Raw genomic sequence first — 23,085 nt, 5'->3', positions numbered from 1 at the left:
TAATTTATGAGTTTACACATCAGGCGCCGGCCGTTAACCGATACTTTTGACACGGCACTACATCCGGTTCTTGAGCGGGTTTACCGTGGCCGTTCTATTCAGTCTGCCGAGCAATTAAATACTGGTGCCCGGTCACTGCTGCATTATCGCGACTTACTGGGCTGCGACAAAGCCGCGGCGCGCATCGCTAATGCCATTATTGAGCAGCAACCGATTACCATTATCGGCGACTTTGATGCCGATGGCGCTACCAGCACCGCGCTGTGTATGCTGGCATTGGGGCAGATGGGAGCAACCCAGGTGGATTACCTGGTACCTAACCGGTTTGATTTTGGTTACGGGCTTTCGCCACAGATTGTTGAGGTAGCGGCCGAGCGGGGAACGCCGTTAATTATCACCGTTGATAATGGCATTTCCTGCCACGCAGGGGTTCAGCGGGCCAACGAGCTGGGCATGGAAGTAATAGTAACTGATCACCATTTACCCGGCGAAACGTTGCCCGCGGCTACTGCTATCGTTAATCCTAATCAGCCGGATTGTGATTTTGCGTCGAAGAACCTCGCCGGCGTTGGCGTGGCGTTTTACCTTATGCTGGCACTGCGGGCTGAACTGGAAGGGCGCGACTGGTTTACCCGGCAGGGCCTGCAGGTGCCTAATTTAGCTAATTTACTCGATATTGTGGCCGTAGGCACGGTAGCGGACGTGGTGCCGCTTGATCAGAATAACCGTATTTTAGTTCATCAGGGCCTGCAACGGATCCGTGCCGGGCAATGTCGGCCGGGAATTACCGCCTTACTGGACGTGGCTCAGCGTCATGCCAGCCGATTGACCGCAACGGATCTGGGCTTTGTGATTGGCCCCCGGCTGAATGCCGCTGGTCGTCTGGATGATATGGCTGCCGGGATAGAGTGTCTGCTTTGCAGTGATACCATGGAAGCCCGGGCGCGGGCGACGGAGCTCGACCGGCTTAACCAGCAGCGGCGAACCATTGAACAGGAAATGAAACAGCAGGCCCAGGAAACGCTGGCATCGGTGCAACTCGACAGCAGTGCACCGCCGGATGCTATCGTACTTTTCGATGAGCATTTTCACCAGGGCGTAATCGGGATCGTGGCGGGTCGGCTGAAAGATGAATATAAACGACCTACCATTGTCTTTGCCAAACAGGATGACGAAACCATAAAAGGCTCTGCGCGCTCCATTGCCGGGGTGCATATCCGCGACATTCTGGAGGCCGTAAGTACCGCTCAGCCGGGCCTGATTGATAAATTTGGCGGGCACGCGGCAGCCGCCGGGTTATCAATCCAGACTGCCAATCTTTCCGCCTTTACCGCCGCCTTTACCAGTCATGTTAAAGCGGCTCTGGCTGACATTGACGACCCGAACATCATCCTCAGTGATGGCGAACTGGAGCCACATATCCTTAATTTGCCCACTGCACAGGTATTGCGCCAGGCCGGTCCTTTCGGCCAGGGCTTTCAGCCGCCGTTATTTGACGGCATTTTCCAGCTGATTCAACAGCGCATTGTCGGCGAGCGTCACCTTAAGATGGTGCTTGCACACCCCGACAGCGGCGAGGAGTTTGACGCCATCGCGTTTAATATTGATCCGGATGTCTGGCCTGATCCTAATGTTAAGCAGGTGCAATTGGCGTATCAGCTGGATGTGAATTACTATCGGGGCAGGGAATCGCTGCAATTGCTGGTGGAAGCTCTGGCTCCCCTGGCCTGACAGGTAAAGAATTGCTATGAGTGTGGATAAGCTGCTAAAACGACATCAGTCACTGACTCACAGTGAGAACATGAAAGTGGTTTCTCATGTGCAGCGTCAGGATGGTGACTGGGTTCGTCATACCGTAATGATTGAAAATGTCGATGCGCCCTTTGTGTTTAAACGCACCAAACCCTATCAGTCACTGCAGGGCGCGCGGGTGAATATGACCTACTACCGCACTGTGGAAACGGTTGCTGGTATGGAGTTTGAACAAATGAAAGTTGTGCGGATCAAGCGGGCATAATCATGGCTAACAGCTGGTTGAATGCCTATGTTTTGCATCGACGCCCCTATCGTGAAACCAGCTTTATTGTTGATTTCTTTACCCTCGAACTCGGCCGCGTCAGCGCCGTAGCCCGTGGTGTGCGCAGCGCCAAATCTGATCGCCGAAGTCTGCTGCAACCCTTCCAGGCATTGCGGGTACAGCTAAGTGGCAAAAGCGATTTAAAAAACCTAACCCAATTAGAGAGCAATGGCGCTCTGCGCATGCTTACCGGAAATGCACTTTATTGTGCCCTGTATGTCAATGAGATCACTAACCGGGTATTGCCCGGCGGTGTCGAGGCGGCAGAGCTGTTCAGCGCCTACGCAACAGCTCTGGCAGCATTGCAGCCGGAACAGGCGGCTGCCGAATATATCCTGCGTCAATATGAACTGGCACTGTTGCAAGAGCTTGGTGTGATGCCAGACTTCACCACCGACGCGGCTTCCAATGATCCCATCGAACCCACTTTTCACTATGAACTGGTGCCTGAGCTGGGCTTTTGTCAGGTTAAACAGGCAAGCAAACTCAGTTTTTCCGGTACCGAACTACTGATGCTGGCTGAACAGGATTTCAGCCCGCCGGGATTAAAGGCGGCAAAGCGTTTATGCCGGTTGGCTCTGCATCCCTTTGTGGGTGACAAGCCATTGAAAAGTCGTGAGCTCTTTTTGGCCTCCCGCTGAATCACTGCTACAATACGCGCCACTTCAGTTTGTAATGTAATCCAGGACCCTGGGAATGAAAGATATTCTGCTTGGCGTTAATATTGATCATATCGCTACGCTGCGAAATGCGCGTGGTACCTCTTACCCCGATCCGGTGCATGCTGCGGATATCGCAGAACGCGCAGGCGCAGACGGCATAACCGTGCATCTTCGGGAAGACCGTCGCCACATTAAAGACCGCGACGTTACCTTGCTGGCACAAACGATTAATACCCGGCTCAATCTGGAAATGGCCGTCACCGAAGAAATGCTCGGTATTGCCGAACAGGTTAAACCTGTATTTTGTTGCCTGGTGCCGGAAAAGCGTGAAGAGTTAACCACCGAAGGCGGGCTCGATGTGGCCGGTAATCTGAGTCGTATGACAGATGCCTGCCAGCGTCTGGCCGAAGCCAATATCCTGGTTTCCCTGTTTATCGATGGCGATGAACGCCAGCTTGATGCCGCAAAAGCAACCGGGGCACCATATATCGAAATACATACCGGCCACTACGCCGATGCAACCAGTGAAGCAGAGCAACTGGAGCACCTGGCGCAAATTCGCAGTGGTGTTGAGTATGCCGATAACCTGGGGCTGAAGGTAAACGCAGGTCATGGATTGCACTATCACAATGTAAAACCCATTGCGGCTATCCCACAGCTTATTGAGCTTAATATCGGTCATGCCATCATCGCCCGTGCCGCGTTTGACGGTTTGCACAAAGCCGTGGCTGATATGCGCAGCCTTATGCAGGAAGCGCGTGTACAGGCAAGTATCGGCTAATTACCACCGGAGCTGACCATGGCCATTGCAGGCTTGGGAACTGATATCGTTGAAATTGCCCGTTTTGAAATGGAGGATGGCTCCCGGGATCGCCTCGCGCGACGGGTGCTGACGCCGGATGAATGGGACATTTATACCTCTCACAATCAGCCGGTCAGGTATCTGGCTAAACGATTTGCCGCGAAAGAAGCGGCGGTGAAAGCGCTGGGAACCGGAATAGGCCGGGGCATTAGCTGGCAACAGCTTTGTGTCAGCAATAACGAAGGGGGTGCACCAGTGCTGCATTACAGCGGTGAGTTTGCCGAAAAATGTAGGCTAAAAGGTATAGTGTGTGCTCACTTAAGTTTATCTGATGAACAACATTACGCCGTGGCTACGGTGATCCTGGAAACACGGTGAGGCAAGGTAATGGTTAGCATTTATCAGGGCGGCGGTAAGCGTCGCACCGGCGGAAAACGAAAAGGGCCTGCTCAGGTATCGTCTGCAACGGTGACGCTGGAAAAGTGGGATCCCCGCGGGCGCGGTGTTTGCCGAACCCATCAGCCGGTGCTGTTTGTTGACGGCGCGCTGCCCGGTGAAACCTGTCAGGTAGCCATTACGCGCAGTAAAAAACAAGTCTGTGAAGGCCATGTAACCAAAGTGCTTGAACCTGCCCCGGCGCGGCAAACGCCTTTCTGCCCGGTATACGAGCAATGTGGCGGCTGCCAGTTGCAGCACGTTGAGCGCGACGCTGCGCTCGCCTGGCGACAACAGGCGCTGGATGAGCAAATCAGGCTCACTCACTCTTTAAACGAACTACCCTGGGTGGCACCTTTACGCAGTCCCCGCGATACGTATCGGCGAAAAACGCGCCTCGCTATTGATGCCCGCAAAGGTAAGCCCCTGGCGCTGGGATTCAGAGCGTCAAAAAGCGATAAAGTTGTCAATGTCAGGCAGTGCCCGGTGCTGGAACCAGAATTGAATGAACTGCTACCGCCGTTACATGATCTGGTTGAGCAGCTATCCGGGCGCACCGCTATTGGCCATATCAGCCTGCTAAAAGGGTATAATGGAATTGGCGTTACGCTTCGTTGTACCAGAGCTTTATCGGCTGATGATCGGGCCTTGTTGGTGGCATTTGCTGAAGCGCAAACACTCTTGTTGCGCCTGGATTCAGGCGAGCACAGCGAGACGCTGCATGCGCCGGTGGACGAATTGCTGTGCGCGACGGCGCATGATTTATCACTGGCGGTTACCACCGAAGATTTTATTCAGGTTAATGCAGAGGTAAATCTGGCCATGGTTGAGCAAGCGCTCGACTGGCTGGCGCCAGAAGCGCAGCACAACGTACTCGATCTGTTTAGCGGTTTAGGTAACTTTTCCCTGCCCCTGGCACAGCGTTGCGCCAGTGTTACTGCGGTGGAAGGGGTTTCCACAATGGTGCAAAAAGGCGAAAAAATTGCCCGACAACAAGGCATTACTAATATTCAGTGGCGCACTGCCGATTTAAGTAACGAGGCAGAACTTAACGCTCTGGCAATAAAAAAATATCATAAAGTGTTGCTGGATCCATCCCGGGAAGGGGCTATGGAAGCCTGCCAGCAAATTGCCAAAGCCAGAGTTGAGTCAGTCGTGTACGTATCTTGCAATCCGGCAACCTTTAATCGCGATCTGGCACCGCTGCTGCAAGCAGGGTATCGGATTGTGAAACTCGGCATAATGGAAATGTTCCCGTATACCCAGCATATTGAGTTGATGGCGTTACTCGAACGAGTGGCTAAAGGGTAAGAGGTAAATATGGTTTCAACCCGCACAGTACATGAAGAACACCGGCCGCCATTTGAAGAATGGCTGGCCAGTCTTAATCTGTCTGAAAGTACCGCTCAGAAGCTGCGCGATATTTCGCATATGCCGGATAAACTGCTGGTCGGGCAGGAGATGGTGGAGATCCTTCACCAGCTCAATATGGACGATGCAACGCTGCAGGCCGCGCTGGTTTATCCCTATTGTCAGCAGCATGATTTATCTGATGCTGAGGTGGCAGAAAACTTTGGTACTGAAATAGAACAGCTGGTAGTGGGGGTTCGTCGGATGGAAGCGATTCGGATGCTGCATAATCGCAAGCAATCCGAAAGTAAGCTCTCTGCACCTGATGAGCAACACATTGACAGTATCCGTCGCATGCTGCTTGCCATGGTGGAAGACGTACGGGCGGTGGTGATCAAAATGGCTGAGCGGATCTGCGCTCTGCAACAGGTCAAAAAAGCCGATGAAGAAACCCGGGTTATGGTTGCCCGGGAGTGTGCCACCATTTACGCTCCGCTGGCTAACCGCCTTGGCATTGGTCAGTTAAAATGGGAACTGGAAGATTTAGCCTTTCGCTATTTGCACCCAACCACTTATAAACAGATAGCCAAACAGCTGGATGGTAAACGGCGGGAACGCGCGGAATATATCGACAATGTGGTGGGCTCGCTGCAGGATCTCCTCAATAACGAACACATCAAGGCCGAGGTTTACGGACGGCCAAAACACATCTACAGCATCTGGAAAAAGATGCAGAAAAAGCGCCTGACCTTCGAGCAGCTGTTTGATATCCGGGCGGTGCGGATCATTGCCGAGCGATTGCAGGATTGCTACGCGGCGCTGGGTACCGTGCATGCTCACTTCAAGCATATTCCCAAAGAGTTTGACGACTATATTGCCACGCCTAAACCCAATGGTTATCAGTCGATTCATACGGTAATAGTCGGCCCGCAAGGAAAGCCGGTAGAGATCCAGATCCGTACCCAGAAAATGCATCAGGATGCAGAACTGGGTGTGGCGGCTCACTGGAAATACAAAGAGGGCAGTGCCGGTAAGGTTTCTGGCTACGATGAACGGATTAACTGGTTACGTAAAATTCTGCAATGGCAGGAAGAGGTGGCTGAGTCGGGCGATCTGGTTGAAGAACTACGCAGCCAGGTATTTGACGACCGCGTGTATGTCTTTACGCCGCGCGGCGATGTCATTGATTTACCTCAGGGTTCCACGCCGGTGGATTTTGCCTATTACATTCACAGCAACGTTGGCCATCGCTGTATCGGCGCCAAGATCAACGGCCGTATTGTGCCGTTTACCTATCAGCTGCAAAGCGGCGATCAGGTTGGGATCCTGACCGGCAAAGAGCCCAACCCGTCGCGAGACTGGTTACATCCCGGTTTAGGCTATGTTCATTCATCACGGGCCCGGGCGACGATCCACAGTTTCTTCAAGAAACAGGATAAAGAGAAAAATCAGCAAGCGGGTAAAGAATTGTTGGAGCGCGAACTCCAGCGCGCTGGTCTGCCGGTTAAAATGGCGGCCGATGCCTGTGAGCGCTTTAATGTACCAAGTACAGACGAACTGTTTGCCGCCATAGGCGCCGGCGATGTGCGGGTAATGTCTGTGGTACATCACCTGCAACAATTATCGGCGCCACCGCCAGAAGTTGAAGAACTGAGTCCTAAGGTTAAAACCCGCAAAGCTGCGCGGGGCAAAAATAAGCCTGATAGCGTGGTAGTGCAGGGCGTTGGTAACCTGATGAGCCAGCTGGCCAACTGCTGTCAGCCGGTGCCCGGTGACCATATTTTGGGTTATATCACTCAGGGGCGTGGCGTAAGCGTGCACAAAGACAGCTGTGAGCAACTACAAAACTTGCTTAATCAGCATCCGGAACGGCAAATTGAGGTAAGCTGGTCAGAAGATCTGAACGTAGGCTACGAAGCCAATCTGGATATCGAATGTAACGACCGCACCGGTCTGTTACGCGACATCACCACGGTACTGGCCAACGAGGGCGTAGCCCTGCTCGGTGTAAACAGTCTGAGCGATAAAAACAGCCACACGGCACTGATTTCAGTCTCGGTGGAAGTCTCTGATGTGGAAGCCCTGAGCCGCCTGACGAACCGCTTGCGACAACTGAAGGACATCATTGATGTCAGACGAAAAACCAACTGAACCGGAGGCGGCGCTAGCCCGCTTACTTGATATCATGGCGCGCCTGCGCGACCCGCAATCAGGGTGTCCGTGGGATGTGCAGCAAACCATGCAGTCGCTTACCCGTTACACCATCGAGGAAGCCTATGAGGCAGCAGATGCTATAGAACGTGGGGCACCGGATGAGATTAAGGATGAGCTCGGTGATCTGCTGTTTCAAATCGTTTTTTACGCGCAAATTGGCAATGAATCAAAGCAATTCGACTTTACCGATATCGCCAATGCGATCAGCGATAAGATGGTGCGCCGCCATCCCCATGTTTTTGGCGAGGCGACCACCGACGACGCCGGCTTAGCGGAGCAATGGGAGGCTATTAAGGCACAGGAGCGTAAAAACGCCCCAAAAGCCTTACTGGACAGTGTTCCCACCGGTCTGCCGGCGTTAATGTACGCTCAGAAAATTCAAAAGAAATGCGCGCGAGTGGGTTTTGACTGGCCTGATGTAGCCCCGGTGGCTGATAAAGTGCGCGAGGAAGTAGCGGAAATACAGGCAGAGCTGGATGCGCCTAAGCGCGATCAGCAGGCCCTCGAAGCTGAAATTGGTGATGCACTCTTTGCCATGGTTAACCTGGCACGGCATTGTAATGTAGATGCCGACGCTGCCCTACGCAGGGCCAGTAATAAATTCGCCAGACGGTTTGCCGTGGTTGAAGCGATGGCCAAAGATGAAAAGGGCGGTCTTGAAGCGCACTCGCTGGATGAACTTGAGCAACTATGGCAACGGGTAAAACATAAAGAAACCAGTGCCTGAGGGCTTTTTTCTTTGTTACTCTGCAACCCGTGCTTTAAGGTAGGCGCGCATGGGAGCCGGACTCAGGCTCCATAGTGGATTTTCAAATGTCTGCATAATACCGGGGTTTTCCAGCTCGAAGATGGTGCGGGAATCCTGAGTCGCCAGTTGTAGTGCCCGGCGATGATTATAGTGCTTGTCAAAATAGCTTTTAAGCTCACCGTTATCCAGCATTCTTAGCAGCCCGGTATACAGCCGCTTTAACAGTTCCGGATGTTTTGGTGATACAAAAAAATACTCGTAACTGGGGTAGCGCAATAGCACGTTGTCCTCAAGTTTGACTGACTTATCGGCGTGTCGCTTCAGATCGTTTGAAACTTCGATAACATTGCGCGGGAAATAATCTACCAGCCCTTTTTCTACGGCAATAAACATATTGGCAAACCACAGACTCCAAGGCAGCCCTTCAACCTTGTAACCATTGTGTTTGAGTACGGTTAAATCGGGCCAGTCTGCACCTTGTACACCGAGGTATGACTGCAGCGTTGATTCTGTTACATCTGCAGGATAGCTGCCTTGTTTGAATTTATGGATCACCAGCACCCGGTAGCCGGCCAGGCCCTGCAGCAATGGAAAACGAACCGTGAGTAACTTTTTTTCACGCGCCGCTGATGTAGCACTCCACATTACATGGGCTTCGCCACTCTGAAGCTTAATGATTTGCCTGGCCTGGGGCATAGGTTGGGGGTGTGGCTCTGCCACCGCTGCGCCAAACTCTGGCGTTAATTCCAGTAACCGCCTCAGCACCTGTGCGTGATAATACCCGTATGCTTCATCAGCAAAGGCGCGTGTGAAAATTACTTTTTCTGGCGCATTGTTAGCGAAGCCTGCCGGGCTGAATACCAGGGGGAGCAAAAGTAAAAATGAAAAGGGTTTCATAAACAGCAATATATGATTGACTTCGCTATCAAGATTAGTCGACGAATAAAGCTTGCGCCAATTTAATTTTTTGCCTTATTAGGGGTATGCTTTTTGTGCAAATGCTGTATAATTCGCGCCCTGCCCAGTTACACCCACCTGTGGGAAGGTGGAAGAATCATCAGACTCGAAGGGGTCAATAGATTGATTTTAGGTAGGTTTGAAGCGCTATTAATCAAACGGTAGCGGTCATAACCAAAGTAACGACGAATTATTTCGGTGAATTTTAAAATGAAAACTTTTGTTGCAAAGCCAGAAACGGTAGCCCGTGACTGGTATGTGGTAGACGCCACAGACAAAACTCTGGGTCGCTTGGCTTCTGAAATCGCACTGCGTTTACGTGGTAAGCATAAGCCTGAGTATACTCCTCACGTTGACACTGGTGACTACATTGTAGTTATCAACGCTGAGAAAATTACTGTAACTGGTAACAAAGCGAAGGGCAAAATGTACTACGCTCACACCGGTTATCCTGGTGGTCTTAAAGAGACTAACTTTGAGAAGCTGCTTGCTCACAAGCCAGAAATGGTGCTTGAAAAAGCGGTTAAAGGTATGTTGCCAAAAGGTCCTCTGGGCCGTGCAATGTTCCGTAAGCTCAAAGTTTACGCAGGTGCTGAACACAAGCACACTGCTCAACAGCCTCAAGTATTGGACATTTAAGGAGCTTATCACATGGCAGATACTCAATATTACGGCACTGGCCGTCGCAAAAGTTCTACTGCTCGTGTATTCCTGCGTCCAGGTACAGGAAACATCACAGTAAACTCACGTGCTCTTGACGAGTACTTTGGTCGTGAAACCGAGTGCATGGTTGTTCGTCAGCCACTGGAACTGGTAGAAATGACTGAAAAGTTTGACCTGTACATCACTGTTAAAGGTGGTGGTTCAAACGGTCAGGCTGGTGCAATCCGTCACGGTATCACCCGTGCACTGATGGAATATGATGAAGCACTTCGCCCAGCGCTGCGTAAAGCAGGCTTCGTTACTCGTGACGCTCGTCGCGTTGAACGTAAGAAAGTGGGTCTTCATAAAGCACGTAAGAAACCACAATTCTCAAAACGTTAATACGTTTTTACAGAATGCAAAAACCCGGCTTATGCCGGGTTTTTTTATGCCTCACGTACAGGGATTTTTACGCTTTCGGGCAAAGCGCGAAGCGCCTGATGCACAATTGTGATAATTAAATGTAAAAATATTGTGTAGAGCCGTAAATCTGACTACGACTTTCGTCTCAGGCAGCTTTCCCGGCCTGATTTGGCGCAAATATTTATCCAGTTAATTCCAGTAATTCCTTGTGTTTTGAGGGGGTTTTCTTTTATCATTTTCGGTCGAAAATTATGACAATCTTTCGTGCTAAATCGCCACCTCGCTGAAACGGTCTGGCGATACGGACACGACAAGTTTAATGAAAGCCTGTAAAACCCGCCTGGGGCGGTGATTTGCGGGTTTTCATATTATCCAAAACCTGGAGAAAAGTGGATGAGCAATGTATCTGTAGATGCAAAAGAGTCTGCGCTGAGTGATAACAAACCGCAAGATAATCCGCGTCGTCGGTTTTTAACCGTTGCGACATCGGTTGTTGGTGGTGTGGGTGTAGTAGGTGCAGCTGTACCTTTCGTTGCGTCCTGGAATCCGAGTGCAAAAGCGAAAGCGGCCGGTGCTGATGTAGAAGTTGATATCAGCGCAATCGAACCTGGCCAGCTGATTCGTGTTATGTGGCGAAGCAAGCCGGTATGGATCGTACGTCGTACGCCTGAAATCCTGGCAGAACTTGGTCAACACGAAGATCAGTTACGTGACCCTAACTCTGAAAATGAGCAACAACCTGCATTTGCGCAGAACCAGTACCGCTCAATGAAAGAGGAATACCTCATCCTGGTAGGTATTTGTACGCATCTTGGTTGCTCTCCACAACACATGAAAGATGGTGCGTTTGAAGAATACGTTGAAGGCGTGCCAGAAGGCTTCTTCTGCCCGTGCCACGGTTCTAAATTCGATATGGCCGGTCGCGTTTTCCAAAACGTTCCAGCGCCATTAAATCTGGTTGTTCCACCGTATCAGTTTGTTGACGACACAACAGTGATCATTGGTTCAGAAGCGGAGGTTGCGTAACATGCAAGCATTTCTAGCCTGGATTGAAGCACGTATCCCAATGATGCGTGTGGCCAACATGCACGCTATCCAGTATCCGGCACCACGTAACATGAACTTCTGGTACGTGTTCGGGTTTCTGGCCACCATTGTATTAGTAAACCAAATCGTCACCGGTATCTGGTTAACCATGAACTTCAACCCAACTGCCGAAGGCGCCTTCGCGTCGGTTGAATACATCATGCGTGAAATCGATTACGGATGGATCATCCGTTATATGCACAGCACCGGCGCGTCAGCGTTCTTTATCGTGGTATACATGCACATGTTCCGTGGCATGATCTACGGTTCTTACCAGAAGCCACGTGAGCTGCTGTGGATCTTCGGTATGCTGATTTACCTGGCCCTGATGGCTGAAGCCTTCATGGGATACGTATTGCCATGGGGTCAGATGTCTTACTGGGGGGCACAGGTAATCGTATCACTGTTCAGTGCCATTCCGGTGATTGGCCCGGACTTAGTACAATGGATTCAGGGTGACTACGTTATCTCTGGTGCCACACTAAACCGTTTCTTTGCACTGCACGTTATTGCACTGCCACTGGTTATCGTTATTTTAGTGTTCCTGCATATCATTGCACTGCACGAAGTGGGTTCTAACAACCCTGATGGCGTGGCAATCAAGCATAAGAAAGGCAGCCTGTCAGAAGACGAAAAAACCAAGTTCGAAATTCACGAGTACTACACCAGCAAGTATGACATCGCAGATGATATCGTACCGTTCTTCCCGCACATCGTGTTGAAAGACCTGGTAGCGTTCTGTATTTTCCTGGCGGCGTTTACTTACATCATGTTCTTTGCGCCGGAAATGGGCGGTAAATTCCTTGAGCATCCAAACTTTGAAATTGCTAACCCGCTGAAAACGCCTGCTCACATCTTCCCGGTATGGTACTTCACGCCGTTCTACGCGATTCTGAAAGCGGTTCCGGATAAGCTGTTTGGGGTTATCGCGATGTTTGGTGCGATTATCTTCCTGTTCCTGTTACCTTGGTTCGACCGCGGTACAGTTAAGTCATGGCGCTATCGCAGCGGTCTGCATAAGCTGAACCTGCTTGTGTTTGCCGGTGTGTTTATTTTCTTAGGTTACTTAGGCGGTACGCCTCAGGAAAACTGGAAAATTACTGCGTCGCAAATCTTAACAGTGATGTATTTCGGTTTCTTCATCCTGCTGTTTATCTACAGTAAAAATGAAACAACTAAGCCTGTACCAGCGAGGATCCCTAAATGAGAAAACTAATTTGTGTACTGGCGTTGCTGTTGCCTGGGATGGCTCTGGCCGCTGGCGGCAACGTCCACCTGGACAAAGCTAACTACGATTTGAGCGACAAAGCGTCGTTGCAGCGTGGTGCGAAATTATTCATGAACTACTGCCTTGGTTGTCACGGCCAGCAGTATCAGCGCTACCAGCGTACGTTCAACGACCTGGGCATTCCGGAAGAACTGGCAGAAGAAAACCTGCAGTTCACCGGTGAGAAAATCTCAGACTACATTGAGCGCTCTATGCCAGCAGAATCTGCAGCTCAGTGGTTTGGTGCGGCGCCGCCGGATCTGACTCTGGTTGCCCGTGTTCGTGGCGCAGACTGGATTTACACTTACCTGCGTTCTTTCTACGTGGATGAGTCGCGTCCGTTTGGCGTAAACAACACGGTATTCCCTGAAGTAGGTATGCCGCACGTGCTGCAACCACTGCAAGGTACGCCGCGCATGGTTGAAGAAGAAGCAATGGTAGATGGTGAAACAGTAATGCGTCACGCCGGTATTAAAACCGACGGTGACGGTGCACTGACAACCGAAGAATACGACCAGGCTATTCTGGATCTGGTTAACTACCTGGAATATACCGGCGAACCGTTCCGTCTGGAGTCCGAATCCATTGGTAAATGGGTACTGATCTTCATCCTGGTACTGTTTGTATTTGTGTTCATGCTTAAGAAAGAATTCTGGCGAGACGTTCACTAATCGTCAGGGTTTTATAGTATAATAAATGACAGGGGGCCTCTCGCCCCCTTTTTTTAGTTTATGTTGGCCGCAAATTAGCGTTCAACCATGCTCGATTTAATGTATCTCGGAGGAGAATGAATGGCCGTAGCCGCGAATAAGCGTTCAATCATGACGTTGTTCTCAGACACGATTGACATCTATAGTCATCAGGTTCGTATTGTATTGGCCGAAAAAGGCGTTGGCGTTGAGATCAGCTACACTGATCCCACCAAACTGCCTGAAGACCTGATGGAGCTGAACCCTTATGGAACAGTGCCCACTTTGGTTGATCGTGAATTAGTGCTGTATAAGTCTCACATCATCATGGAATACCTTGATGAGCGTTTTCCTCATCCGCCGCTGATGCCTGTTTATCCGGTATCCCGTGGTCAGAGCCGCCTGATGATGCACCGCATCGAACAGGACTGGTACAGCCTGGCAGCGCAAATCTTCCGTGGCGAAGGTGATGTGGAAACTGCCCGCAACGATTTACGCGAAGCGCTGTTAAGCCTGGCGCCGGTGTTTGCCGAAATGCCTTACTTTATGAGCGAAGAATTCAGTCTGGTAGATTGCTACCTGGCGCCGCTGTTATGGCGTTTACCTGCCCTGGGCATTGAGCTAAACGGTGGTGGCGCTAAAGACATCCACGCTTACATGAACCGTATCTTCTCAAGAAGCTCGTTCAAAGCGTCGCTGACTGATCAAGAACGCGAAATTCATAACCCGTTATGAGTCAAATGACCTCCAACCAACCGTATTTGTTGAAAGCGTTTTTCGACTGGATTGTTGATAACGATCTTACGCCCTACATTGTTGTAGACGCCACAAATAATCTGGTTGATGTGCCACAGGAATTTGTTAAAGACGGTCAGATTGTGCTGAACATCTCGCCGTCTGCCTGTGTTAATTTCTATCTGGATAAAGATGGTTTGTCGTTTCAGGCCCGTTTTAGTGGCCAGCCGCGCAGCCTGAGTATGCCTTGTGAGGCGGTTCTGGCTATCTACGCGCGCGAGAATGGCGCTGGTACGGTATTTGCCCCTGAGGGCATGCCGGCTGATGAGCCCGAAGCAGACGACAGCGCTCCGGTTCTGGAAGAAGCCAAAACAGACGCTGAGGTGCCGCCTCAGACGCCACCAAAACCTCGTGGTAAACCAAATCTGAAGGTCATTAAATAATCTGGCGTGAATAGATAAACTTTAAAAACCGGCTTAATCGCCGGTTTTTTTATGCCTGAAAATTGTGATTTTTCTGTGAAACTTTTGCGAACTTTGTCGGCCATGCTTAGCGCTATGAAGAACGGTTGATAACGCGCTCAGGCGTGGCTCCGATTTTCTAATCCTCGGTATCTGGCGGTGTATACAACTAATCCAGCGAACTATCGAGGCCTGAGAATGATTAAGCGCAAAAGGAATATTTATGAAACTAAAGCAACTGACACCCTTGATGGTCGCCACCGGCCTGACTGCAATGAGCGGATTCGCTCAGGCCGCCGAGCTTGAAGTAACCGTGCAAAACCTCACTCGCGGTATTTATTTTACGCCTATTTTAATTACGGCCCATAGCCCCGAACAGCAGCTTTTCAATGTAGGCGAAGCCGCCAGCACAGAGCTGCAGGCGATGGCCGAAGGCGGTGATATTTCTGGTTTTGAAACGGCAGTCGATGCATTAAGTGCCGATACCGTAGCAAATCCCGCCGGTGGTTTATTAATGCCTACTGCAGCGACGACAACGACTTTGTCGACCATGGACGGCAATACTGCATTGTCTATTGTTGCCATGATGCTGCCCACTAATGATGGCTTTATTGGCCTGAATAGCTGGATGATCCCTGAAGAGCCGGGTACTTATACCGTGTATATTAATGCCTATGATGCGGGCACTGAAGCCAACGATGAAATTCGCGGCGGCGGCGCACCTGGCGCACCGGGTCTGCCTGTTCCACCACCGCTTGAGGACCTGGTGGGCACAGGTGGTAGTGGCGTAACCAGCGAAGTTACCAATGCCACGGTACATATTCACCCCGGAAACCTTGGCGACAATGATACCGAGGCTGGTATGTCTGATATTTCCAATACCGTCCAGCGCTGGTTAAACCCTGTTGCCATGGTCACCGTTACAGTATCTGAGTAGGAGGTCCCATGGTTATACAAAAACGATTTGGGCTTTCAATGCTAGCGTTAAGCTGCCTGGCCCTGACTGCATGTGATCATAACGATGATGACGAGCCAGCCCCGGTACCACCTGCTGATGTCTCGTATTCCTATGAGGTGACAGTTCAAAACCTGACGCAGGGACAACCGCTTTCGCCGGTGGGTGTAGCGCTGCATGGTGATGCGGTTATGTGGGAAGTTGGTATGTCAGCTTCGGCGGCATTAGAAGTACTTGCTGAGGGTGGTGATAATAGCGATTTTACTGCCTCAGAAGGGGTAATGGCATCGGCATCAGGTGCAGGACCCATCGCGCCGGGTAGCAGTGAAGCCATAACTGTTACGGTGGTCAATGAACCTGATACGTTTATCAGCGTTGCTACCATGCTGGTTAACACCAACGACTCGTTTGCCGGTATTACCGGCCATGCTTTGGGTGAACTTGAAGTGAACCAGAGCATGACTATGGTATTGCCAGTCCTCGATGCAGGTACAGAAGCCAACAGCGAGGTTGCAGGCACTATTCCCGGCCCTGCCGATGGCGGGGAAGGCTATAATGCGGAACGGGACGATGCCGATTTGGTGAGCTTTCACCCTGGCGTGGTGTCGGCTGACGACGGCCTGACGATGTCGGTTCTTACCGCTGCGCATCGTTTTGATAATCCAGCGGTAAAACTCACCATTACCCGGGTTGAATAATCACGGTAGTAAAAAAGTGGAATAAAGTTTCCTGTCTTCCGGTCTGTTGATTAATAACAGGTACGCTGACTGCGTCTGCAGTCAGGCAACAGACCGGGAGAGGGAATGATTCTAATTGTCAGCGATAATCGTCATCATTGTCGGCCGCTACTTACTTGCGTTGAGCGGATCAGCGAAAACTGTGAACTGGTATGCACTTCATCCGGAGTCATTCAGCGTTGCTTGCAAAAACGCTACCCGGTAATCATTATCGACAGCTACAGCAAGCTTGCCGAACACTTTGAGCTGATTGCCCAGCTTCAGACTAAGTTACCCGATAGCGCAATCATCGTTATGGCCCATCAGGGCTGTGATTCAGAGCGTATTGTCAGCCTTGAACTCGGTGCACAGGATTACATTGAATATCCGTTTAATCCGGCCGAAGTACAGGCCCGGATAAGGGTTCAGTTACGCCGCGCAGCCGGTCGAACTACAGAGGATAAAAGCAGTGAGCACCCGGTTCGCATCGGTCGCTTCTATATTGATAACAGCTATCATCGAGCCGAGCTGGACGGCCAGGCATTAGCGCTTACCGCAAAGGAATTCTCGTTGCTGCATTTTTTAGCCAGTCACCCGGATCAGGTATTTTCCAGAGAGCAGTTGTTAACGTCAGTCTGGGGGTATCATTATGGGGGCTTTGAACACACAGTGGCCAGTCATGTGAACCGCCTGCGTGCCAAGTTGGGTAAAACCAAAGGCGGCGCTCATCTTGTCGAGACGGTGTGGGGCGTAGGCTACAAATTTAATAGCGACTGTTTACAGTTATCCCAATCCGCTTAGGGGACTGGGGTCATTGATTAGCCATTAAAATGAAAAAAGCCCGTTAACGTAACGGGCTTTCTTGTGGGCTTTTCTGGTGAAAATCAGCAGGCTTAATCTGCGCTTTCAGCCATCAGTTTCTCAGTCAGGTAGGTAAATTCAAGTGCTACCCGCTTAGCGGTTTCCTGCTGGTTAGCCGCTGCTGAGTGACCACCGTCGATGTTCTCGTAGTACAAAAACGGCTTGCCTGCGGCTTCAAACAATTTAGCCATCTTACGGGCGTGTCCGGGATGTACCCTGTCATCCTTGGTGGAGGTCACAAAGAACGGTTCCGGGTAATCCGCATCGGCATCAAAGTTGTGGTAGGGCGACATTTTTTCCAGCCATTCGCGCTCTTCGGGCACTTCTGGTGAGCCGTATTCACCCACCCAGCTGGCGCCGGCCAGCAGCAGGTGGAAACGCAACATATCGAGTAGCGGCACCTGCACAATCACTGCATTCCACAAATCGGGGCGTTGAGTGAGCATAACACCCATTAACAGGCCACCGTTAGAGCCGCCCTGGATCCCCAGATGTTCAGGAGACGTCAGCTTGTGATCAATCAGCCATTCGCCTACTGCGATAAAGTCGTCATAAACCACCTGACGGTTGGTTTTCAGACCGGCCTGATGCCACTTAGGCCCGAATTCACCGCCGCCACGAATATTCGCCAGCACAAAAGCACCGCCCCGTTCTAACCACAGCTTGCCTCTTAAGCCACTGTAGCTGGGTCGCATAGAGATTTGAAAGCCGCCATAGCCATACAGCAGGGTAGGCGTTTTGCCATCGTGCTTAATGCCTTTTTTATGGATCACGAAAAATGGAACCATAGTGCCGTCTTTCGATTTTGCTTCTTTTTGCTCTACTACCAGGTCGTCAGCGTTAAACCAGCTTGGCAGGCTCTTTAACGTTTTAATTTCGCCGCTTTGCGGTGAGTAACTCATTAATGAATCGGGCGTCAGGAAGCCTTCGTAATTGATCAGTACCGTGGCTTCATCCTTATCGGCAAAAGAGACCGACAGAGTGCCATTGGCAGGCAAGTCGAGTCGTTCCCGTTGCCATTGATTACTGGCTTTGGTGATGGCAAACACTTTACCTACCACATTGTCGCTTAAGGTCATCAGCAGTTGTCCCTGAGTCATCGAAACACCTTCGATGGCCTGACGATCGTTAGGTTCAAAGATCACCTCGGGCACAGTTTCAGGGGTGATTTCGCCTGCTTCAGTGAAAGGCATCGCCAGCAAGCTACCGGTAGAATAATGGGTGGCACCGCCACCGGCTTCCACGGTCCAGTCTTGTTTGATGGTAAATATCAGTTGCCCTTCAAATAAGCCAACGATATCGGCTTTATCTGGCAGCGGCAGGCGCACTGCATCTTTACCGGCCGGGAAAATATAATTTTCGCGGGTAAAGAAAGTGGGGGCAACCACCACCCCTTCCAGACGGGTTCCGTCATCCCGCTCCTGGGTGTAAGGGAATACGCCAACATCGGTTTTATTGCCGCTAAACAAAGGTGTGGCTTCGCTAAGTGATGTACCGCGTTGCCAGCGCTTAACGGTAGACGGGTAGCCGGAAGCCGTTAACGTACTGCCATCGCCGCCCCAGTCAGTCGCGACCAAAAGTGTATTATAATCAACCCAGGCCACTCCGGATTTGGCCTCGGGCAGGGTAAAGCCGTCACTCACAAAGCTCTTGCTGGCAAGGTCAAACTCACGGATCACCACCGCGTCTTTGCCGCCATTGGATAAGCTAATCAGGCATTTGTAATCGGCTTTTGCCTTGGCGGTGTAACAGTTAGCGCCTTTATACACCCAGTTTTTATTTTCGCTTTCGGCCAGTTTGTCGAAGTCGAGGATCGTTTCCCATTGGGGGGCTTCGCTGGCATAGCTTTCGAGCGTGGTGCGGCGCCAGAGGCCCCTTATATTCGTTGCATCCTGCCAGAAGTTGTAAACATAGCCATCGCGGATAGTACCGTAGGGAATACGCTCAGATGAGTTAACTACTTCGAGCGCCTGCTCATTCAGGTCGGCATAAATTGGATTCGCCTGAAGGTCGCTCAGGGTGCGCTGGTTCTGGTTACGCACCCAGCTAAGTGCCCTGTCGCCTTCTACTTCTTCCAACCACAGGTAAGGATCTTCAGTGGTGGCAGAGGCGGCAGGGGGTACCGCACTGGCGGCTTCCTCTGTAGTGGTGTTTTGCGGTGTCATGCAGCCGCTTAGCGCGAGTGCGGTGGCCACGGCCATGCTCAAAGAGCGGATCAGTTCCATGTATTCTCTCCTTTGACAGATGCGCCGCACATCTCTCAGCGGCGGATGATAACGGCACACTATTTTAATTATTGGTTGTTATACAGTAAGTGCAGACGGGGCGCGGTGCCGCTACACCAGAAACAGGGTTGCGGTGCCTAAAAATGCAAAGATACCCACAACGTCGGTGATGGTTGTCAGAATGACACTGCCTGCCAGGGCAGGATCGATACGCAGTTTTTTCATCACAATAGGTAGTGTAGCGCCTGACAGCGCAGCGGCAATCATGTTCATAAGCATCGCGAAGGCAATGATAATACCGAGTGTAAGGTCTTGTTTCCATGCGGCAATCACGGTAGCAATCAGGACTGCCCAGATCACACCATTGAGCAGACCGATGGCAAACTCCTTGGTGATCAGCCAGCGCGAGTTAGACGGGTTTACGTGGCCCAGAGCCATACCGCGGATCACTAAGGTGAGGGTTTGGTTACCTGCCACGCCACCCATACTGGGCACAATGGTATTAAGAATGGCCAGTACCGCCAGTTGACTCAGCGTCGCTTCAAATAAATCGCTTACAGCAGCGGCCATCAGGGCGGTAAGCAGGTTAACGCCGAGCCATACCGAGCGTCGCCGGGTACTTTGCCACACCGGGGCGAAGGTATCTTCTTCATCATCCAGACCGGCCATACTCATCATCGAGTGTTCGGCGTCTTCACGAATAATATCCACCACGTCATCAATGGTGATCCGGCCTACCAGACGGTGCTTGTCGTCGACTACCGGTGCCGATAGCCAGTTATACCGTTCAAACATGCTGGCCACTTCGTCATCGGGCATATTCACCGGAATAGCTTCCGGCTCTTCGTCCATGACATCAGACACCTTGGCTTCCGGATCGGTAGTGAGTAGCCGCGCTACAGGCACAATGCCAACCAGATTATCGGTGCGGCTGACAACGTAAAACGTATCGGTATTTTCCGGCAGCTCACCTTTCAGACGCAGATACCGCAGCACCACATCAATGGAGACTTCCGGACGCAGCGTAATGGTGTCGGTGTTCATGATGAAACCAGCGGTTTCCTCACCGTAGGACATGGCTTGTTCTGCACGATGGCGGTCCTGGGCATCCATAGACTGCAAGACATCCTGCAACACTTCTTCCGGCAGGCTCGACAGGGTTTCGGCAAGATCGTCGGTGTCCATGTCTTCGAGGGCATCGACCACCTTGGCGGGCATCATTTTGGCAATAATACCGTTACGGACTTCTTCGGAGAGCTCTTCGATAACATCGCCGTGAAAATCACTGTCGAGTAATTCCCACAGGTCATCACGGGTTTTAGTGGGGCTGGACTCAAGAATCAGCGCGACGTCGCTGGGGGGCATTTCGTGCAGTTGCTTGCGCACAGAAACAAAGCGACCCTCAGACAGCGCCTGATTGATGGCACGTAATTGTCCACGCGCATAATTCGCTTCAATCGCTTCTGCCACCCGTAATCCTTAAGAATATCGCTATGCCTGTAAGGGTAACTCAGAGGCTGATTTCTGTCATGGATTAAAATGTTAACTGGCGCTTTTTTATTCTGTCTGGCGAGTTTTAATGTGATTTGTATAGCTAAAGGTTATGACAATTTAGTGAGTATCATGCCCGGGAAATATCAAAAAATAGGTTCGCCTGGCGTTGGGAGTCCTTGTTACTTTAATTGGTAGAAAACAATAGCCTTCAGGCGGTGCATGAAGAGGCCATATTGCTTATTCCCGGCGCATCGCCTCAAATAGGGACGGTTCCCAGGGGCGCATTGCCATGAGCAAGCCCATATGCGTTCGTTCGTTTATGGGTAAGCGGGCATCTTCTTCATTGAGCTCGGCCGCCTCCCGGGTTAGCTGATTGAGCCGGCGCTGAATAATTTCCACCGAGCTTGCCGAATAGCGCCCGCGCAGGTAAAAACGAAAAGCCCAGGGTTCGTTTTTCTTTGGCGCCATAAACTTGACCATTACTTCCTGTTCCATAAACCTTTCCAGAGGGCCGCCGGGGATCCACCGAAAGTCCTGGGCAATCAACAGGCGATAGCGATTACCGGGCAGAAATTCAATCAACTTCAGGCGATCCAGTTTTACCATCAGGCGCACGGCTTCAGGCTCGCTGATAGCGTAGTAGTCAATTATCTCGTTAAATTGCCAGCCGTCGCGCACACACACCGCGGCCAACAGCAAGCGCGGATTCTCCAGCAGTTCGCGCTCCTGCGCTTCCGATAGTTGGGAAACCCGAGGCTGAGTTTGGGCAACCTGAATAAACACATCGCTCAGGGTGAGTCCTAAAGCCTCACAAACCTGCTCCAGGCGCTCCAGGGTAAAACTCTGTTGTGAGAAGCACCGTTTTATACTCGCTTCACTCAGTTGCAGTTGTTCAGACAGGGATTTATAGGTCATTCCCTGTTCCTTAAGTAATTGCTTTAAACGCTGTGTTACCTGCTTAATCTGACTCATAGTATTAAATTCCGATACCTTTGGTGTAGGAATATACTACAAATTTTAATTGAGTTTACTTATTTTCTACCGGGGATTAGCTTGAAGGGGAACCAACCAATGAAGGAATATGACCATGAAGAAATTAGTTATTGCGTTACTTACCAGTGTTGTTGTTAGTCAGGGAGCTATGGCGGCTGATTCTGTTGATCACAGCGGTCAGGCCAGTAAACACAGTGTACTGGCCAGTGTGGAAGGTGCTGCGTCAACGGCATCGGTAGCCAGTGCCGTAGTAGCAGCACCGGTGATTGTTACCGGCATGAGCGTGGTGGCTGTCGCCGACTCAACCCACCACTCGGTTAAAGCGCTGCATGCCAAACATCAGCGAAACACTAAACCTCTCACTATTACTACCCGCGTGATCACGCGCGACCCACCGCCCTCAGAAGTCGTGGTAGAACAAACGGTAAAACAGTAAGGGTTCACCCTCAGGGTTCGCCCTAAGGGTTAATTCGACAAGGAGCAGGTTATGCGAGTCATTATTGCAGTACTATTGATTATACTTACTGCCGGCGCCCAGGCCGGCAGTCAGACCCCGTCAAAATCGGTGTTTCAACCTGAGCAGATCATTGACTTTGCCAAGCAAGTAGAGCGCTATGCGGCAGAGCATCAGGCTCATGCCTTTATTATCGGTCGGGTCGGCCGTCAGCAAAAAGATCTGCCAAAAGGTATTCATTTTACCCATACAGCGGTAGCGATTTACTCTGCTATCAGCCTGGATGATGGGAGTACCGAATACGGATACGCTATTCACAATCTCTATCAGCGCGCCGACGATCCGGGTCGCAGCGACATCATTGTTGATTACCCGGTGGATTTTTTCTGGGGCGCCCAAACGCTTAAGGCTGGCATTGTAATACCAACCCCGGCGGTGCAGGAACGGCTCATAGCGCTAATCAGTGAACAAAAGCACCTTGGTTTGCACAATCCCCGTTATTCGGTGATAGCCAATCCATTTAACAGCGAGCGCCAGAACTGTACTGAATTCACCCTGGATATGCTGCAGGCGGCCCTGTACCAAACCGCGGATAAAAAGCGAATTAAAGCCAATAACGTCGCCTATTTTAAGCCTCAGCGAGTCCACATCAGCCCGCTAAAGCTGGCGGTAGGCAGTATGGTGACAGACGGTGTAACTACTTCTGATCACAAAGGGCGGGTTCGCACAGCTACCTTTACCACTATTAGCCACTATTTAACGCAGTTTAACTTGTCTCAACATGCCGTAGTGCTCTATGCCAACGGCCGCACTCAAGCTATTTAATCAAGGATATCATC

At 51.1% G+C, this 23,085-nt stretch carries 24 protein-coding genes; 20 read left to right on the top strand and 4 right to left on the bottom strand.

Annotation, left to right across the window (positions count from 1 at the left end; all coding sequences use genetic code 11):
- Nucleotides 1–6 precede the first annotated feature (6 nt).
- The 8 genes from recJ to mazG are packed head-to-tail and all read left to right on the top strand — an operon-like array spanning nucleotide 7 to nucleotide 8,267.
- Nucleotides 7–1,731, top strand: coding sequence for a single-stranded-DNA-specific exonuclease RecJ (recJ, locus tag D9T21_RS02715; RefSeq protein WP_123323607.1), 1,725 nt, complete (start codon nucleotides 7–9; stop codon nucleotides 1,729–1,731).
- 16 nt (nucleotides 1,732–1,747) lie between these two features.
- Entirely contained in the window at nucleotides 1,748–2,017 is a 270-nt protein-coding gene (locus D9T21_RS02710; protein ID WP_123323606.1) for a hypothetical protein, read from the top strand.
- A gap of 2 nt (nucleotides 2,018–2,019) precedes the next feature.
- A complete protein-coding gene (recO, locus tag D9T21_RS02705) occupies nucleotides 2,020–2,718 on the top strand; it encodes a DNA repair protein RecO (protein WP_123323605.1) in 699 nt (232 codons plus the stop codon).
- Between the two features lie 55 nt (nucleotides 2,719–2,773).
- On the top strand, nucleotides 2,774–3,520 hold the full coding sequence (gene pdxJ, locus D9T21_RS02700; protein WP_123323604.1) for a pyridoxine 5'-phosphate synthase: 747 nt from the start codon (nucleotides 2,774–2,776) through the stop codon (nucleotides 3,518–3,520).
- 18 nt (nucleotides 3,521–3,538) lie between these two features.
- Nucleotides 3,539–3,919: a holo-ACP synthase gene (gene acpS / locus D9T21_RS02695; protein ID WP_123323603.1), complete on the top strand. Its 381-nt coding sequence runs from the start codon at nucleotides 3,539–3,541 to the stop codon at nucleotides 3,917–3,919.
- 9 nt (nucleotides 3,920–3,928) lie between these two features.
- On the top strand, nucleotides 3,929–5,287 hold the full coding sequence (gene rlmD / locus D9T21_RS02690; protein WP_123323602.1) for a 23S rRNA (uracil(1939)-C(5))-methyltransferase RlmD: 1,359 nt from the start codon (nucleotides 3,929–3,931) through the stop codon (nucleotides 5,285–5,287).
- A 9-nt stretch (nucleotides 5,288–5,296) separates the two neighbouring features.
- Nucleotides 5,297–7,477 carry a GTP diphosphokinase gene (relA, locus tag D9T21_RS02685; protein WP_123323601.1) on the top strand — a complete coding sequence of 727 codons (2,181 nt, stop codon included), beginning with the start codon at nucleotides 5,297–5,299 and terminating at the stop codon, nucleotides 7,475–7,477.
- The gene (gene mazG / locus D9T21_RS02680; protein WP_123323600.1) at nucleotides 7,455–8,267 is read left to right on the top strand and encodes a nucleoside triphosphate pyrophosphohydrolase; all 813 of its coding nucleotides are present in this window, start codon (nucleotides 7,455–7,457) and stop codon (nucleotides 8,265–8,267) included. Before relA ends, mazG begins: the two co-directional genes overlap by 23 nt.
- Nucleotides 8,268–8,282: 15 nt before the next feature.
- On the opposite strand, the gene D9T21_RS02675 is transcribed toward mazG, so the two are convergent.
- On the bottom strand, nucleotides 8,283–9,185 hold the full coding sequence (locus D9T21_RS02675; RefSeq protein WP_164464552.1) for a type 2 periplasmic-binding domain-containing protein: 903 nt from the start codon (nucleotides 9,183–9,185) through the stop codon (nucleotides 8,283–8,285).
- Between the two features lie 270 nt (nucleotides 9,186–9,455).
- Here D9T21_RS02675 and rplM point away from each other — a divergent pair, with 270 nt between their 5' ends.
- The 10 genes from rplM to D9T21_RS02625 all read left to right on the top strand — a co-directional run bounded on the left by rplM (nucleotide 9,456) and on the right by D9T21_RS02625 (nucleotide 17,020).
- Complete coding sequence (gene rplM, locus D9T21_RS02670; protein WP_123323635.1) at nucleotides 9,456–9,884, top strand: 50S ribosomal protein L13; 429 nt, start codon at nucleotides 9,456–9,458, stop codon at nucleotides 9,882–9,884.
- A gap of 12 nt (nucleotides 9,885–9,896) precedes the next feature.
- On the top strand, nucleotides 9,897–10,289 hold the full coding sequence (gene rpsI, locus D9T21_RS02665) for a 30S ribosomal protein S9 (protein WP_123323598.1): 393 nt from the start codon (nucleotides 9,897–9,899) through the stop codon (nucleotides 10,287–10,289).
- Between the two features lie 414 nt (nucleotides 10,290–10,703).
- The gene (petA, locus tag D9T21_RS02660) at nucleotides 10,704–11,336 is read left to right on the top strand and encodes a ubiquinol-cytochrome c reductase iron-sulfur subunit (RefSeq protein ID WP_105936544.1); all 633 of its coding nucleotides are present in this window, start codon (nucleotides 10,704–10,706) and stop codon (nucleotides 11,334–11,336) included.
- Between the two features lies 1 nt (nucleotide 11,337).
- Nucleotides 11,338–12,603 (top strand): cytochrome b, encoded by a 1,266-nt coding sequence (locus D9T21_RS02655; protein ID WP_123323597.1) that lies wholly within the window; start codon nucleotides 11,338–11,340, stop codon nucleotides 12,601–12,603.
- Nucleotides 12,600–13,334 carry a cytochrome c1 gene (locus D9T21_RS02650; protein ID WP_123323596.1) on the top strand — a complete coding sequence of 245 codons (735 nt, stop codon included), beginning with the start codon at nucleotides 12,600–12,602 and terminating at the stop codon, nucleotides 13,332–13,334. The genes D9T21_RS02655 and D9T21_RS02650 overlap by 4 nt, the downstream gene beginning before the upstream one ends.
- A gap of 120 nt (nucleotides 13,335–13,454) precedes the next feature.
- Nucleotides 13,455–14,087 carry a stringent starvation protein SspA gene (gene sspA / locus D9T21_RS02645; protein WP_105936547.1) on the top strand — a complete coding sequence of 211 codons (633 nt, stop codon included), beginning with the start codon at nucleotides 13,455–13,457 and terminating at the stop codon, nucleotides 14,085–14,087.
- Nucleotides 14,084–14,530 (top strand): ClpXP protease specificity-enhancing factor, encoded by a 447-nt coding sequence (locus tag D9T21_RS02640; RefSeq protein ID WP_123323595.1) that lies wholly within the window; start codon nucleotides 14,084–14,086, stop codon nucleotides 14,528–14,530. The genes sspA and D9T21_RS02640 overlap by 4 nt, the downstream gene beginning before the upstream one ends.
- Nucleotides 14,531–14,771: 241 nt before the next feature.
- Entirely contained in the window at nucleotides 14,772–15,485 is a 714-nt protein-coding gene (locus tag D9T21_RS02635; protein WP_123323594.1) for a spondin domain-containing protein, read from the top strand.
- 8 nt (nucleotides 15,486–15,493) lie between these two features.
- Nucleotides 15,494–16,201 (top strand): spondin domain-containing protein, encoded by a 708-nt coding sequence (locus D9T21_RS02630; RefSeq protein ID WP_123323593.1) that lies wholly within the window; start codon nucleotides 15,494–15,496, stop codon nucleotides 16,199–16,201.
- A gap of 105 nt (nucleotides 16,202–16,306) precedes the next feature.
- Nucleotides 16,307–17,020, top strand: a complete 714-nt coding sequence (locus tag D9T21_RS02625) for a response regulator transcription factor (protein ID WP_123323592.1) — start codon at nucleotides 16,307–16,309, stop codon at nucleotides 17,018–17,020.
- Nucleotides 17,021–17,112: 92 nt separating this feature from the next.
- On the opposite strand, the gene D9T21_RS02620 is transcribed toward D9T21_RS02625, so the two are convergent.
- From D9T21_RS02620 to D9T21_RS02610, 3 genes are all read right to left on the bottom strand, one after another.
- Nucleotides 17,113–19,305: a prolyl oligopeptidase family serine peptidase gene (locus D9T21_RS02620; RefSeq protein ID WP_123323591.1), complete on the bottom strand. Its 2,193-nt coding sequence runs from the start codon at nucleotides 19,303–19,305 to the stop codon at nucleotides 17,113–17,115.
- 111 nt (nucleotides 19,306–19,416) lie between these two features.
- Nucleotides 19,417–20,775 (bottom strand): magnesium transporter, encoded by a 1,359-nt coding sequence (gene mgtE, locus D9T21_RS02615; RefSeq protein WP_105936553.1) that lies wholly within the window; start codon nucleotides 20,773–20,775, stop codon nucleotides 19,417–19,419.
- Between the two features lie 261 nt (nucleotides 20,776–21,036).
- Nucleotides 21,037–21,771, bottom strand: coding sequence for a helix-turn-helix domain-containing protein (locus D9T21_RS02610; RefSeq protein ID WP_123323590.1), 735 nt, complete (start codon nucleotides 21,769–21,771; stop codon nucleotides 21,037–21,039).
- A 115-nt stretch (nucleotides 21,772–21,886) separates the two neighbouring features.
- Here D9T21_RS02610 and D9T21_RS02605 point away from each other — a divergent pair, with 115 nt between their 5' ends.
- Complete coding sequence (locus tag D9T21_RS02605; protein ID WP_241155605.1) at nucleotides 21,887–22,228, top strand: hypothetical protein; 342 nt, start codon at nucleotides 21,887–21,889, stop codon at nucleotides 22,226–22,228.
- A 51-nt stretch (nucleotides 22,229–22,279) separates the two neighbouring features.
- On the top strand, nucleotides 22,280–23,071 hold the full coding sequence (locus D9T21_RS02600; protein WP_123323588.1) for a DUF2145 domain-containing protein: 792 nt from the start codon (nucleotides 22,280–22,282) through the stop codon (nucleotides 23,069–23,071).
- The last annotated feature ends 14 nt before the right edge of the window (nucleotides 23,072–23,085 follow it).

This window comes from Marisediminitalea oceani (genome assembly GCF_003731635.1).
Lineage (GTDB): Bacteria > Pseudomonadota > Gammaproteobacteria > Enterobacterales > Alteromonadaceae > Alteromonas > Alteromonas oceani.
The sequence above is the reverse complement of the archived record's forward strand: the minus strand, read 5'-3'. Positions and strand labels throughout refer to the sequence as shown.